Origin of the sequence: Micromonospora eburnea (assembly GCF_900090225.1) — a bacterium.
GTDB classification, from domain to species: domain Bacteria; phylum Actinomycetota; class Actinomycetes; order Mycobacteriales; family Micromonosporaceae; genus Micromonospora; species Micromonospora eburnea.
The window spans coordinates 3,897,421-3,911,132 of record NZ_FMHY01000002.1; the positions used below are offsets into that span (position 1 = coordinate 3,897,421).

Sequence of the window (13,712 nt, forward strand, 5' to 3'; positions counted from 1 at the left end):
TCGCTCAGCCCTTGACCGCGCCCTGCAGGCCACCGACGATCTGCTTCTCCGCGAGCGTGAAGAAGAGCAGTGCCGGCAGCATCGCCAGCGACGTGAAGGCCAGGACGCCCGCGGTGTCGGTGGAGAACTGGCTCGAGAAGTTCTGCACCCCGAGTGGCAGGGTGTGCAGGCTGACATCGCCGAGGACGAGCAGGGGCAGGAGGAACGCGTTCCAGCTTGCCACGAACGCGAGCACGCCGACGGTGACGAGCGCGGGTCGCGAGAGCGGCAGCGCGATGCGCCAGAGGAAGCCGAGCCGGCTCGCGCCGTCGATCGCGGCGGCGTCCTCCAACTCCCGGGGGATGGCGGACAGGAAGGGCCGCAGGATCACGATCGTCAGCGGCAGCTGGAAGGCGACCTGCGGGAGGATCACCGCGTAGTAGGAGTTGATCAGGCTCAGGTCCCGCAGCATCAGGTAGAGCGGCAGGATCGCCGCCCCGGCCGGGAAGAGAAGGCCGAGCGTGAAGAAGGTGTAGAGCCCCTCCCGCCCCCGGAACGTGTACCGGGCCAGCACGAATGCGGCGGCCATGCCGAGCACCACGACGCCGAGCGTGGTGCCGAGGGCGATCACCCCGCTGTTGAGCGCCTGCTGCCAGAATTTGCTCTGCGTCAGCACCCGGGTGTAGTTGTCGAAGACCCACGGGTCGGGCAGGCCGGCCGGGTCGGCGACGATCTGCGGGGTGGTGCGGAAACCGCCGACGATCACGTAGAGGATCGGGGTGATCGACACCGCCGCGACCGCGAGCGCCAGCGCGTACGTGAGCGGCGTGCCCCACGACACCGGCCGGCGCTCGGCGGACGAGGAATGAACGGGGTTCGTGGCCACAGTCAGTTCGCCCTTCTGGTGATGGCGCCCTCGATGTCCCGACGGAGGATGAAGCGCTGGAACAGCAGCGCCGCGACGAACGAGATGACGAAGAGGATCACGGCCACCGCGTTGCCGTAGCCCCAGAGCCGGGCGAAGAACCCGTTGTCCACCATGTACGTCGCCATCGTTCCGGAGGCCCCGAGCGACCGTACCGCGGGCACCGAGGTCACCCAGATCACGTCGAAGACCTGCAACGAACCGATCATCGACAGGAACATCCAGATCCGGATCGTCGGCCCCAGCAGCGGGAGCGTGACGTGGCGCTGGGTCTGCCACCAGCTCGCACCGTCGATCGCGGCGGCCTCGGTCAACTCGTGCGGCACGTTCGACAGGCCGGCGAGCAGGAGGATGATCGCGAAGCCGACGTACTTCCAGGTGAGGACGAACAGCAACGTCCAGATGACGACGTCGAGGTCGGCGAGCCACGCCTGCACCAGGCTGCCCAGTCCCAGGGACCGCAGCAGCGTGTCGACCGTGCCGTCCTCGGCCAGGATCAGCTTCCACATGATGCCGACGGTGACCTCGGCGAGCACGTAGGGCACGAACACCAGCAGGCGGAACACCGCGCGCCCGCGGAAGCGACGGTTGAGCAGCAGGGCGATGCCCAGTGCGACGGGGCCCTGGATCAGCAGCGACCCGAACACGATGATGGCGTTGTTGCGCAACGCGTCGAGGAAGATCGGGTCCTGGAAGGCGAGCATGTAGTTCTTGAAGCCGACGTACTCGGTGGGGGGCCCGACCCCACGCCACCGGTACAGGCTGTAGTAGACGGCGAAGCCCATCGGCACAAGCACGAACATCACGTAGACCACGAGCGCCGGCGTCGTGAGCCCGATGATCTCGTACCACTTACGGCGGGTCTCGGCCCGGCGGGAGGACAGGCGCCCGGCGGGCCGGTGACCCGCCAGCGGCGCGGAAACGCCGCCGGCGGGGAACCGGGTTTGGTCGGTGGAGGTCACTTGCTTGCGGCTGCCTTCATCCCCGAGACAACCTGCTCCGGCGTCCCCTTACCGGAGAAGATGCCGACGATTCCGTCGTTCATCGCGGTGCCGACGGTGCTGCCGTAGGCCGTGTCCAGCCAGAGCTGGACGTAGCTCGCCCCGGACGTGGCCTGCAGGATGGACTTCAGGGCGGGGTCCTGGACGGCGTCCTCCGCACCCTTGGTCACGGGCAGGCCCTGACCGGTCGCGGCGTATTCCTTCTGCACCTCGGGGCTCACGATGTACTTGAGGAACTCGACGCACTCGGCCGGGGCGTTCTTGGAGCAGGCGAACCCGTCGCCACCGCCGAGGGCGGCCTTGGGGTCACCGGCGGAACCGGAGATCGCCGGCACGGGGAACCAGCCGAGGAACTTGGCGAGCTTGGCCTTGTCCGTGGCGACGTTGTCCAGCGTGCCCCGGTTCCAGTCACCCATCAGCTCCATCGCGGCCTTGCCGTTGGCGAGCAGACCGTTGGCGCTGGTCGGGTCGTTCTGGCCCGGCGTGGCGATGAAGTTGTTCTGGAACGGCTTGGTGTCGATGAAGGCCTTCAGGTCCTCACCGGCCTTCACGAAACACGGATCGTCGAAGACCTTGTCGGTGGACGCCTTCTTCAGCGTGTCGACCGAGCAGTCGCGCAGGGCGAAGTTGTACCACCAGTGCGCGGCGGGCCACTTGTCACCGGCGCCCACGGCGATCGGGGTGACGTTGATGGCCTTGAGCTTGGTGACCGCGGCGTTGAGCTCTTCGAACGTGGCCGGCGGAGCAGTGATGCCCGCCTGGGCGAACATGTCCTTGTTGTACCAGATGCCCTCGATGCCCATCCGGAACGGCAGGCCGTACTGCTTGCCGTCCACCTGCCAGATCTCGGTCGCGCTGCCGATGTTGGAAGCCTCGGTCTTGACCTGGTCGGTGATGTCCTTGAGGTAGCCGGCCTCGACCTGCTCACGCAGCTCGCCACCACCCCAGGACATGAAGATGTCCGGCGGGTCGTTGCTCAGCAGCGCGGCGGGGATGCGGGTGCGCTGCAGCTGGTTGGTCTCGATCGCCTCAATCTCGATCTTGACGGTCGGGTGGAGCGCGGAGAAGTCCTTGGCAACCTTCTCCCAGAGGGTCTTGCCGGGCCCGTCCTGGGGGGCGTTGTGCCACCAGGTCAGGGTCACCGGGTTCTTGTAGAGCTCGCTCGCGTCGGGCGCCTCTTCCTTGTCGCCGCCGTTACAGCCGGCGGCAAGGAGCGCGCTGGTCGCGATCAGCGCTAGAACGGCGCCGGTGCGGCGCTTCATCGCCATTGATATCTCCTCGACTAGCAGTCGCGGTACTCGGCCTGACGGGGAGTTTTACAGCCGTGTAGTTCTATGTCAATCGGTATCGATAACGTTTTCGACTCGGCCCGTGGCGGGCGGATCGGGGGCCTCTATCATCGTCGGCGTGGTGTTCTCCCAGCGCGTGAAGATGTCGGACGTGGCGCGAACCGCCGGCGTCTCCGTGGCAACCGTGTCCAAGGTTGTCAACGGGCGATACGGCGTCGCGCAGGCGACCGCGGCGCGCGTCCAGCAGGTCATCCGCGAGCTCGGTTACGAGGCCAGCCTGGGCGCGCAGAGCCTGCGCAGTCACCGCACGAACGTGCTGGGCATCCTCGTCGCCGAGTTCGAGCCGTTCTCGACCGAGCTGCTCAAGGGGGCGTCCCGGGAGATCGCCGGCAGCGGATACCAGCTGCTGGCCTACTCCAACGGCGACGGCGAGGGGGCGGCCATCGGCTGGGAACGGCGGTCACTGGCCCGCCTGTCGGGCACGCTCATCGACGGGGCCGTGATCGTCACGCCGACCGTGGTCGAGACCAAGCACGGCTTCCACGTGGTGGCCGTCGACCCCCACACCGGCCCGTCCGGCCTGCCCACCGTCGACTCCGACAACTTCGCCGGCGCCGTGCTCGCGACCAACTACCTGCTCGGTCTCGGCCACCGCCGCATCGGGCACATCAGCGGCCGCCCCGACCTCGAGTCGGCACGCCTGCGCGAGGCCGGCTTCCGCAAGGCCATGGCCGACGCCGGCGTGCCCGTGGACGAGCGGCTCGTACGCGTCGGCGGGTTCCGGATCGAGAGCGCCGCCGGCACCGCCGCGGAGCTGCTCGCGCTCCCCGACCGGCCGACCGCGATCTTCGCGGGCAACGACCTGTCGGCAATCTCCACGATGGACACCGCCCGGAGCATGGGCCTGACGGTGCCCGACGACCTGTCCGTGATCGGCTTCGACAACGTTCCGGAGTCGGCGCTGGTCAACCCGCCGCTCACGACGATCAGGCAACCGCTGCAGCGGATGGGCGCCGAGGCGCTGCGTCTGCTCGTCGACCTGATCGGCGGCGTCGAACGCGACACCCACATCCGGCTGCCCACCGAGCTGGTCATCCGCGCGTCCTGCCGCCCTCATCGCTGACCGGACCAATCCTCGCCGCCGCATGGCTCAGGCGGCCAGCGGGGCGGCGCTGTCCCGGACGACGAGCTCGGTGGCCAGCTCCACCCGCGGGCTCTCGATCCGCTCGCCCTGCGCCAGCCGCAGCACCGTACGGGCGGCGAGCAGGCCCATCTCGGCCAGGGGCTGCCGGACGGTGGTCAACGGCGGGGAGCACCAGCGGACCTCCGGCAGGTCGTCGAAGCCGACGACGCTGATGTCGTCGGGCACCCGCAGGCCACGTTGCCGTACGGCCTCGTAGACGCCGAGGGCCATCTGGTCGCTGGAGGCGAAGATGGCGGTGGGCGGGTCGGGCAGCCGCAGCAGATGGTTGGCACCGGCGAAACCACCCTCGTGATAGAAGTTGCCCTGGTGGATCAGCTTGTCGTCGACGTTGAGGCCGGCGGTCTCCAACGCCGCCCGGTAGCCGTCGAGGCGCGCACGACTGCACATCAGCTGCGGGGGCCCGGTGATGAAGCCGATCCGCCGGTGGCCGAGACCGAGCAGGTACTCGGTGGCGCGCAGACTGCCCACCCAGTTGGTCGCGCCGATCGTGGGCGCCTCCTGCGGGGGCACCCCGGCGGGGTCGACGATGACGACGGGGATGTTGAGGCGGCGCAGCTCGGCCTGCAGCGGCGGCTCCAGGGTGGAGGTCACGAAGATGACCCCCTCCGTCGAGCGGGTGCGCATGTTGTCCAGCCACTGCTTGGCCGACGAGCTGCGCCGGTGGATCGCGGACACCACGGTGCCGATGCCGGCCGCGTGCGCGACGTCCTCGACCCCTCGGATGATCTCGACCGCCCAGGGGCTGTCCAGGTCGTTGAAGACCAGGTCGATCAGGCCGGAGCTGGCCCGCATGCTCGGCGGGCGGCGGCGGTAGCCGTGCCGGGTGAGCAGTTCCTCGACCCGTTCCCGGGTCTGCGGCGAGACGTCGGAGCGGCCGTTGATGACCCGCGAGACCGTGGGCACCGAGACGCCGGCCAGGCGCGCGATCGTCGCGATGGTGACTTTCCGGGAATCCTCCGAGGCCACGGGTCGCCCTTTCGTCATCGCTCGATCCCACGACGGGAGCGCCCCCGGCCCGGCGGGCGCAGCGGTGGGGCGGAAGCAACGCCCCGGAACTTTCGGTCGGGTGCCGGTATTTCTGAGTGATTGCGGGCACGTTATGACGCGACACGTCCCGGGTCAAGGCTCTGTCGCATCTCGACTCGAACCGATACGGTGAGCGGGATTTCTGAAACTTCCGGCCATCCTTTCCGGAAGCTACTCGGAGGACTCGACCAAAGGAGCCGTACATGTCGACCGAGACCGCAGACGTGGCCACCACCGCCCGGTCGATCCGAAACCCCGTCCTCACCGGCTTCCACCCGGACCCCTCGATCCTGCGCGTCGGTGACGACTACTACCTGGCCACTTCCACCTTCGAGTGGTATCCGGGCGTCCGCGTCCACCACTCCCGGGACCTGGTCCACTGGCGGGCGCTGGGCGGCATCATCACCGACCGTCGCCTGCTGGACCTGCGCGGCAGCGGGGACTCCAACGGCGTGTGGGCACCCGATCTGACGTACCACGACGGCCTGTTCCACCTGGTCTACAGCGACGTCGCCAGCTTCGCCAACGGCTACTGGGATCCGCAGAACTACCTGGTCACCGCCCCGGACATCAGCGGGCCGTGGTCGGACCCGGTGAAACTGCACGCGCACGGCTTCGATGCCGCGATGTTCCACGACTCCGACGGCAGCAGCTGGCTGTTGAGCATGAGCGCGGACTGGCGGCCGGGGCGCGACCGCTTCGGCGGCATCGAGATCCAACGCTACGACCGCGAACGACGCCGGCTGGTGGGCGAACCCCGGATCATCTTCCGCGGCACCGCGGCCGGCCTGACCGAGGGACCGCACATCCACCAGCGGGACGGCTGGTACTGGCTGGTCACCGCCGAGGGCGGCACCAGCTGGGAGCACCAGGTCACGGTCGCCCGGTCCCGGCATCTGCACGGCCCCTACCTGGCCGATCCGAACGGTCCGCTGCTCACCTCCGCGGGCCGCCCCGATCTGCGGCTGCAGAAGGCCGGCCACGGCAGCCTGGTGGAGACCCAGCACGGTGAGTGGTACCTGGCCCACCTGGTCGGGCGCCCCTACACGCCGCTGGGCAACTGTGTGCTCGGCCGGGAAACCGCGATCCAGAAGGTCGACTGGCCCACCGGCGAGTGGCCCCGGATCCCCGGCGGGGTGCCGGCCGACGCCATCCCCGCGCCGGATCTGCCCGCACACCCGTGGCCGGACGAGCCGGCGACCGACCACTTCGACGGCCCCCAGCTGGCCGCGTGCTGGTCGACCCTGCGCCGGCCGGCGGAACCCGACTGGGTCGACCTGCGAGCGCGCCCGTCACACCTGCGGATCTACGGCGGACAGTCGCCGGTCGGCAAGCAGACGCCCAGCCTGGTCGGCCGCCGGGTCGGGGCGGCGCGCTGCATGCTGGAGACCGTGGTCGAGTTCGACCCCCTCAACCACCGGCACCTGGCCGGCCTCACCGCCTACTACAACACCATGAACTGGCACTACCTCTACCTCACCCGGGCCGACGACGGGCGGGCGGTGCTGGAGTTGCTCAGCTGCGACCGGGGGCGGCGGACCGTCCACCCGGATCTCACCGTCGACGTCGGCGATGCCACCCGGGTCGGCCTACGGGCGGAGTTCGACGGGCCGGTGGTGCGCTTCGGCTACCAACTCGGCGCCGGCTGGCGGGAACTGCCGGTGCAGCTGGACGCGACGATCCTGTCCGACGAGCACGCCGCGATGATCATCGACGGCGAGCCGGCGGCGTGGGGTTTCACCGGCGCCTTCCTCGGCCTGTGGGTGCAGGATCTCGGCAACGACGGCGTCTACGCCGACTTCGACCACGCCACCTACCTCGAACACTGACCCTGTCGGCGGATCGACGCGGACCGTGGTTGACACCGATCAGGACAACTGGTCTTCACCGGTCCGCCCTACCTGCTGCCCCTGTGCAGGGGCCGCGCCGGTAGCCGCCGACCGACGGCGGGGCGGTCAGCGGACCGACCCCGCCGTCGCCCGTCGCCGGCCGGGTGGCAGACCGGCCCCGCTCGCGTTTCCGGAAGTTCCGGAAAACCGCCCGTTGCGCCGGCGCCGCCGCCGACGATGCTCCGGGCACGCTGGCCGGGCTCCCGCCGGCGGCATCTCGACCGGCTTCGCACCAGGCCACGTCGGATCCTGGAGCACTGGGCGGTTCGGCGCGCCGGTCGCCTCCCCCACCCCACCGCACCTGTCGGTGGGCATTGCCGGGCGGGTGACCGCGACGCGGTGACAGTTGAGAATTCGATATAGTCCCGGTACTTTTTCGGGAGAGATGGCCTTCGATCAGCTCACGGTGGACGGGAGACAATCCCGATACGCGCGGCCCCGGGCAGCCGCGCACGAGCCGACCACCGTGGCGGGCAGCGGTCGAAGCCCCTTCCTGATCCACCCTCACTACGGAAAGGCTTCCTGATGGACAAGGTGCTAGCCCGCGGCAGCGGGAGCCCGACGGCCCGGCCACGCGTGCGTACCGCCCTGGCGATGGCGGTGGCCGGTGCGGCGGTGGTCGCCGGGACGGTTGCGGTCGCGTCCAGCGCCAGCGCCGGCACGACCCTGGGCGCCTCGGCGGCGGAGTCGGGCCGCTACTTCGGCACGGCGGTAGCGGCGAACAAGCTGTCCGACAGCACGTACGTCGGCATCTTGAACCGCGAGTTCAACATGGTCACCCCCGAGAACGAGATGAAGTGGGACGCCACCGAGCCGTCCCAGAACCAGTTCAACTACACCAACGCCGACCGGATCGTCAGCCACGCGCAGGCCAACGGGATGCGGATCCGCGGGCACGCGCTGGCCTGGCACTCGCAGCAGCCCGGCTGGGTGCAGAACCTCAGCGGCACCGCGCTGCGTCAGGCGATGCTCAACCACGTCACCCAGGTGGCCACGCACTACAAGGGCAAGATCCACTCCTGGGACGTGGTGAACGAGGCGTTCGCCGACGGCGGCACCGGCGCCCGTCGCGACTCGAACCTCCAGCGCACCGGCGACGACTGGATCGAGGCCGCCTTCCGCGCCGCCCGGGCCGCCGACCCCGGCGCCAAGCTCTGCTACAACGACTACAACACCGACGGGCAGAACGCGAAGTCCAACGCCGTGTACGCGATGGTGCAGGACTTCAAGTCCCGGGGCGTGCCGATCGACTGCGTCGGCTTCCAGTCCCACTTCAACCCCAACTCGCCGGTGCCCAGCGACTACCAGGCCAACCTCCAGCGGTTCGCCAACCTCGGCATCGACGTGCAGATCACCGAGCTGGACATCGAGGGTTCCGGCACCGCCCAGGCCGACAACTACAGCCGGGTCATCAAGGCCTGCATGGCCGTGTCCCGCTGCACCGGCATCACCGTCTGGGGCATCCGTGACTCCGACTCGTGGCGTTCCAGCGGCACCCCGCTGCTCTTCGACGCCAGCGGCAACAAGAAGCCCGCGTACACGTCGACCCTCAACGCCCTGAACGGCGGCAGCACGCCGCCGACCACCACGCCCCCGACCACCGCTCCCCCGACGACGGCCCCGCCGACCACCCCGCCGCCGGGGGGCAACGGCTGCACCGCGACCCTGTCCACCAACCAGTGGCAGGGCGGCTTCGTCACCAACGTCACCGTCCGGGCCGGCGCGAACCCGGTCAATGGCTGGGCCGTCACGCTCACCCTGCCCAGCGGTGCGAGCATCACCAACATCTGGAGCGCCACCAACAGCGCCGCCAGCGGCAACGTGACCTTCCGCAACGTCGACTACAACCGCACCATCGCCGCCGGCCAGTCGACCGAGTTCGGCTTCCAGGGCACCGGCAACGCCCCCACCGGCACCCCCACCTGCAGCGCGAGCTGAGCACCCACCCGGGGCCCGGCGCGGAAACCACCGCGCCGGGCCCCGGCCCGTTTCGTCGGCCTCCTACCCAGGGAGGAGGAAGCCCTCCGACCGCCGGCCGCAACCGGGGCTCCAGGTCGGGGGCTATCCCGTGCCGGGCTCAGCAGCATCTACAGGCATGACTACCACCACGTTGCGCCGGGCGGCACAGTGGCACCGCCCGATGATGCTCTTCGTCTCGGCGATGGCGGTGCTCGCCGTCGTCTCCGCGGTCGGCGTCTTCGCCGACTCACGCGTACTCACCGGCGTGCCGATCTGGCTCAAGCCGCTCAAGTTCTCCGTGTCCTTCGTGCTGTACGGCACCACCCTGGCCTGGATGCTGTCCCTGTTGCCGCGACCCAGCCGGATCGCGGGGTGGTCGGCCACGGTCATCGTCGCGATGTCCGTGGTGGAGATGGTGGTGATCGTCGGTCAGGTGCTGCGCGGCACGACCAGCCATTTCAACGCGACCAGCCCGTTGAACGGCGCCCTGTTCGAGCTGATGGGCGCGGCGATCATGGTGCTGTTCGCGGCGCATCTCGTCCTCGGGATCGCGGTGCTGCGTCAGCCGATCGCCGACCGGGTCGGCAGGCACGCGGTCGGGCTGGGGCTCGGCCTTACCCTGCTGGGCATGTTGGTCGCGATACCGATGGTCCTGCCCGGCCAGGCGCCGGGCATCGAAGGCATCTCCGGGGCGCACAGCGTCGGCGTACCGGACGGGGGGCCCGGGCTGCCGTTGATCGGCTGGAGCACCACCGGCGGCGACCTGCGGATCGGGCACTTCGTGGGGCTGCACGCGTTGCAGGCGCTGCCGATCCTGGCGATCCTGCTGAACCGGTTCCTCGGGGCGCGGCTGGACGAGCGCACCCGGGTACGGCTGCTGGTCGTCGCGGGCAGCGCCTACGGCGTACTCACGATGCTGCTCACCTGGCAGGCGTTGCGCGGGCAGCCGCTGCTGCGTCCGGACGCGCTCACCCTGGCCGCGCTGGCCGCCCTGGTGGTCGCGACCGCCACCGCCGTCGGCGTGGTCCTGGCCCGGCTGGGCCGGCCGGAAATGGCGCGGATCGCGTGACCGGGGCGCTGTTCACGCTGACGTTCGCGGTGGCCGCGCCGTTCTGGGCGCTGATGATCCTGCTGCCGCGCTGGGTCTGGACCGCCCGGATCATCGCGTCACCGCTGATCGTGGCCCCGGTCCTGGCGATCTACGCGATCCTGGTGATCCCGGCGTTCGACGAGGTACTGCCGGCCGTGACGGCACCGACCCTGGACGGCGTACGCGATCTGCTCGGCACGGCCGACGGTGCCGCGGCGGGCTGGGCACACATGATCGCGTTCGATCTGTTCGTCGGCAGGTGGGCGTGGCTCGACAGCCGCGAACGGCGGGTGCCGGCGCTGGTCATGGCACCGGTGCTGCTGCTGACGATCCTGCTCGGACCGCTCGGGCTGGCCGCCTACCTCGGGCTCCGGACCCGGTGGGCACGGCCGGCGGTGGTACGTGACTCCGAGCCGCAGCGCCTAGGCTGACCTGATGGGGTGGCTGCGACGGCTGTTCGACGAGCGCGACAAGCTCGTACGGACGGTGCTGCTCGACCTCAGCGGCGTCGGCTATCTGGTCTTCAGCACCCACGACGGGCGCGCACAGTCGGTGACCCAGTGGGTCCTCGCGGTGGTCGCCTTCACCGTCGCGCTGTTGCTGCACCGCCGGCCGGTGGTGAACCTGGTCGGGCAGGCCGCGCTGTTGCTGGTCGCGATCTGCTCGATCAGCGACATCACGATCAATCAGGTGGGCGCCAGCTGGGCGCTGCTCGAGGCCACCATGTCGGCGCGCCGAGCGCGGAGCATCTGGCTGGCCGCCGGGCTACTGGTCGCGGTCGACCTGACCGACTCGATCGGCGATCCCCTCGACCGGGTCCTCTCCGGCGTCTTCGGGCTGAGTGTCGAGGTCGGCGTCCCGCTGCTGCTCGGCCTGGTCATCCGGACCAGCCGGGAACTCGGCCGGCAGGCCGAGGAGCGGCTGGAGGAGGAGCGGCGCCGGCGCGCCTCGGAGAGCCGTGCCGCGCGGGCCGACGAACGCAGCGCGATCGCCCGCGAGCTGCACGACGTGGTCGCCCATCACGTGGCATCGATGGTGCTGCGGGTCGGCGTGGCGCGGCACGTGCTCACCGACCTGGACCCACGGGTGAGCGAGGTGTTCGACGACGTGCACGGCACGGGCACCGCGGCCCTGGCCGATCTACGCCGACTGGTCGCGGTGCTGCGGGACCCGGACGGCATCCGGGGCGACGCGGCACTCACCGCGATCGACCCGTCGGCGCTGCCGGCCGCGCTCGGCGCGGCGGTCGACCGGGCCCGGCAGGCCGGTGTCACGGTGGAGACCGACATCGACCCCGCGGTCGGCTCACTCGACGCGGTGCGGGGCATGGCGGTGTTACGACTGACCCAGGAGGCACTGACCAACGTGGCCAAGCACGCCGGCACGTCCGCACTGGCCCGCCTGTCGGTCACCGTGGTCGACGGGGCTGTCCACTGGGAGGTCTCGGACGACGGGGGTGGCTGGGTGTCCGCGGCGGTGCCGTCCGGTGGCGGCCACGGCATCACCGGAATGCGCGAGCGCGTCGAGGTCCTCGGCGGTCAGCTCGACGCGGGTCCGACCGGCGCGGGTTGGCGGGTGAGCAGCGTCCTCCCGTCGGCTCTCCCACCGCCCGCCGCCGCGCCGGCTCCTGCGCCCGTCGCGCCCGCCGGCCCGCCACCCGCACCGCGCGAGCACGACGCCCCAGCGGGGCCGCACGCGCCGGAGTTGGCATGATCCGCGTCCTGCTGGTGGACGACCAGCACCTCATCCGCGCCGGCCTGCGCATGCTCTGCGACGCCCAGCCCGACATCGAGGTCGTCGGCGAGGCCGACAACGGCCGGGAGGCCGTCTCCCTCGCCGCGCGGCTCCTGCCCGACGTGGTCGTCATGGACCTGCGCATGCCCGGTGTCGACGGGATCACCGCGACCAGCCGTATCCTCGCCGAACGCCCCGGCACGCGGGTCCTCGTGCTGACCACGTTCGGCGACGACGACCACCTCTATCCGGCGCTGACCGCGGGCGCCTGCGGCTTCCTGCTCAAGGACGCCCCGCCGGCCGACCTGCTGGACGGCGTCCGCCGGGCCGCCGTGGGCGACAGCCCGTTCAGCCAGGAGGTGCTGCGGCGCCTGGTCCAGCGCGCGGTGCACGCCCGCGCCGGTTCGCCCCCACCTCCCCAGGGCCTGACCGCACGCGAGCAGGACGTGCTGAACCTGGTCGCGGAGGGCCTGTCCAACACGGAGATCGCCGACCGGCTGCACATCGGCGTCACCACGGTCAAGACCCACATCACCAGCCTGATGACCAAGACCGGCAGCCCCAACCGGGTACGCCTTGCCCTGTTCGCCCGCGGCGTCTGAGCCTGGCCCGCCCCGACGGGCGGCCGTTCACCCGGGCGGCCGGTCCCGGGGGCTCGGCCTCGGTTGTCCGTCCTTGCGGTCGATCTGTAGTTCCCGCTCCAGTTGGGCCACCACCGTACGCAGGTCGTCCAGCCGCTGACTGATCATGATCCGGTCGATGTGGTCCGGTACGCCGTCGCGGTCCTCGTCGACCGCCATCCGTTCGGTCATCTCCAGCCGGCGGGCCTCCTCCATCGAGTTCACGATCACCGCGATCAGGATGTTCAGCAGCAGGTTGACGGTGAGCACCACGTAGCTGACGTAGTAGACGAGGGTCCACGGCGACAGCTCCACGCCCTGCTGGATCAGGTCGGGCAGGTTCTCCAGGGACAGCAGCACGAACAGGGTCAGCACGGCCTGCCCGATGGTGCCGTACTGCTCGGGATAGGCGTCCTTGAAGATGAGCCAGCCGGCCATGCCGTACACGTACAGGGAGACCAGGGCGAGGGCGAGGAAGCCGCCGACGCCGGGAAGGCTGCGCAGCAGGGCAACCACGATGGTGCGCAACCCGGGTGAGAAGCGCACCAGTCGCAGCACCCGGGCGATGCGGATCACCCGCAGGGCGGCGGACTCGCCGTGCAGGCCGGGGATGAACGCCGCGGCGATCACCACGAAGTCGAAGACGTTCCACCCGTGCCGGAAGAAGTCCTGCGGCCGGCGCCCGTGCGCCAGCACCCGGATGGCGATCTCGATGACGAACACCGTACGGAAGAACCACTCCAGCGCCCGCAGCAGCGTCCCGAGCGAGCCCGCGTGCGGGTAGGTCTCGACGCCGAGCAGCAGCGCGTTGACGCCGATGACGACGACGATGACCAGGTCGAACCACCGTGATTCCACGATGCCCGTACACCGTCGGGCCAGGTACGCCAGCCGGGACGGGGAGGCGGCCGAAGCGGCTCGTTGGCGTGGTAGCGGCTGCTCGCTCACCACTGCGTCCTCGTCGCGGCCGCCGACGTGACGGCCATGCCCCATACG

Annotated in this window: 12 protein-coding genes; 7 read left to right on the top strand and 5 right to left on the bottom strand. The window is 70.3% G+C overall.

Going from position 1 to position 13,712, the window contains the following annotated elements; all coding sequences use genetic code 11:
* Positions 1 to 4: 4 nt before the first annotated feature.
* From GA0070604_RS17490 to GA0070604_RS17500, 3 genes are read right to left on the bottom strand one after another with little or no spacing between them, the layout of a single operon-like run.
* On the bottom strand, positions 5 to 871 hold the full coding sequence (locus GA0070604_RS17490; RefSeq protein ID WP_091127213.1) for a carbohydrate ABC transporter permease: 867 nt from the start codon (positions 869 to 871) through the stop codon (positions 5 to 7).
* Positions 868 to 1,866, bottom strand: a complete 999-nt coding sequence (locus tag GA0070604_RS17495; RefSeq protein WP_091119080.1) for a carbohydrate ABC transporter permease — start codon at positions 1,864 to 1,866, stop codon at positions 868 to 870. The genes GA0070604_RS17490 and GA0070604_RS17495 overlap by 4 nt, the downstream gene beginning before the upstream one ends.
* Positions 1,863 to 3,173 (bottom strand): ABC transporter substrate-binding protein, encoded by a 1,311-nt coding sequence (locus tag GA0070604_RS17500; protein WP_091119084.1) that lies wholly within the window; start codon positions 3,171 to 3,173, stop codon positions 1,863 to 1,865. The genes GA0070604_RS17495 and GA0070604_RS17500 overlap by 4 nt, the downstream gene beginning before the upstream one ends.
* Positions 3,174 to 3,312: 139 nt before the next feature.
* Here GA0070604_RS17500 and GA0070604_RS17505 point away from each other — a divergent pair, with 139 nt between their 5' ends.
* Complete coding sequence (locus GA0070604_RS17505; protein WP_091119088.1) at positions 3,313 to 4,317, top strand: LacI family DNA-binding transcriptional regulator; 1,005 nt, start codon at positions 3,313 to 3,315, stop codon at positions 4,315 to 4,317.
* Positions 4,318 to 4,344: 27 nt separating this feature from the next.
* Here the strand turns inward: GA0070604_RS17505 and GA0070604_RS17510 are convergent, their stop codons facing one another.
* Positions 4,345 to 5,382 carry a LacI family DNA-binding transcriptional regulator gene (locus GA0070604_RS17510; protein ID WP_377592053.1) on the bottom strand — a complete coding sequence of 346 codons (1,038 nt, stop codon included), beginning with the start codon at positions 5,380 to 5,382 and terminating at the stop codon, positions 4,345 to 4,347.
* Between the two features lie 245 nt (positions 5,383 to 5,627).
* Here GA0070604_RS17510 and GA0070604_RS17515 point away from each other — a divergent pair, with 245 nt between their 5' ends.
* The 6 genes from GA0070604_RS17515 to GA0070604_RS17540 all read left to right on the top strand — a co-directional run bounded on the left by GA0070604_RS17515 (position 5,628) and on the right by GA0070604_RS17540 (position 12,698).
* On the top strand, positions 5,628 to 7,253 hold the full coding sequence (locus GA0070604_RS17515; protein ID WP_091119094.1) for a glycoside hydrolase family 43 protein: 1,626 nt from the start codon (positions 5,628 to 5,630) through the stop codon (positions 7,251 to 7,253).
* A 585-nt stretch (positions 7,254 to 7,838) separates the two neighbouring features.
* Positions 7,839 to 9,251 carry a glycoside hydrolase family 10 protein gene (locus GA0070604_RS17520; protein ID WP_091119097.1) on the top strand — a complete coding sequence of 471 codons (1,413 nt, stop codon included), beginning with the start codon at positions 7,839 to 7,841 and terminating at the stop codon, positions 9,249 to 9,251.
* A gap of 157 nt (positions 9,252 to 9,408) precedes the next feature.
* Positions 9,409 to 10,341, top strand: coding sequence for a hypothetical protein (locus tag GA0070604_RS17525; RefSeq protein WP_167363503.1), 933 nt, complete (start codon positions 9,409 to 9,411; stop codon positions 10,339 to 10,341).
* A complete protein-coding gene (locus GA0070604_RS17530; protein ID WP_091119101.1) occupies positions 10,338 to 10,793 on the top strand; it encodes an ABA4-like family protein in 456 nt (151 codons plus the stop codon). The genes GA0070604_RS17525 and GA0070604_RS17530 overlap by 4 nt, the downstream gene beginning before the upstream one ends.
* Before the next feature lie 4 nt (positions 10,794 to 10,797).
* Positions 10,798 to 12,075, top strand: a complete 1,278-nt coding sequence (locus tag GA0070604_RS17535; RefSeq protein ID WP_091119105.1) for a sensor histidine kinase — start codon at positions 10,798 to 10,800, stop codon at positions 12,073 to 12,075.
* Positions 12,072 to 12,698, top strand: a complete 627-nt coding sequence (locus GA0070604_RS17540) for a response regulator transcription factor (protein ID WP_091119109.1) — start codon at positions 12,072 to 12,074, stop codon at positions 12,696 to 12,698. Before GA0070604_RS17535 ends, GA0070604_RS17540 begins: the two co-directional genes overlap by 4 nt.
* Before the next feature lie 27 nt (positions 12,699 to 12,725).
* Here GA0070604_RS17540 and GA0070604_RS17545 read toward each other — a convergent pair whose 3' ends face one another.
* A complete protein-coding gene (locus GA0070604_RS17545; RefSeq protein ID WP_244161963.1) occupies positions 12,726 to 13,664 on the bottom strand; it encodes an ion transporter in 939 nt (312 codons plus the stop codon).
* Between the last annotated feature and the right edge of the window lie 48 nt (positions 13,665 to 13,712).

Bases quoted from the DNA above. Each gene is read 5' to 3' on its own strand.
- GA0070604_RS17540 (WP_091119109.1), top strand. From the start codon at position 12,072: ATGATCCGCGTCCTGCTGGTGGACGACCAGCACCTCATCCGCGCCGGC.
- GA0070604_RS17535 (WP_091119105.1), top strand. From the start codon at position 10,798: ATGGGGTGGCTGCGACGGCTGTTCGACGAGCGCGACAAGCTCGTACGG.
- GA0070604_RS17520 (WP_091119097.1), top strand. From the start codon at position 7,839: ATGGACAAGGTGCTAGCCCGCGGCAGCGGGAGCCCGACGGCCCGGCCA.
- GA0070604_RS17510 (WP_377592053.1), bottom strand. From the start codon at position 5,382: ATGACGAAAGGGCGACCCGTGGCCTCGGAGGATTCCCGGAAAGTCACC.
- GA0070604_RS17500 (WP_091119084.1), bottom strand. From the start codon at position 3,173: ATGGCGATGAAGCGCCGCACCGGCGCCGTTCTAGCGCTGATCGCGACC.
- GA0070604_RS17515 (WP_091119094.1), top strand. From the start codon at position 5,628: ATGTCGACCGAGACCGCAGACGTGGCCACCACCGCCCGGTCGATCCGA.
- GA0070604_RS17525 (WP_167363503.1), top strand. From the start codon at position 9,409: ATGACTACCACCACGTTGCGCCGGGCGGCACAGTGGCACCGCCCGATG.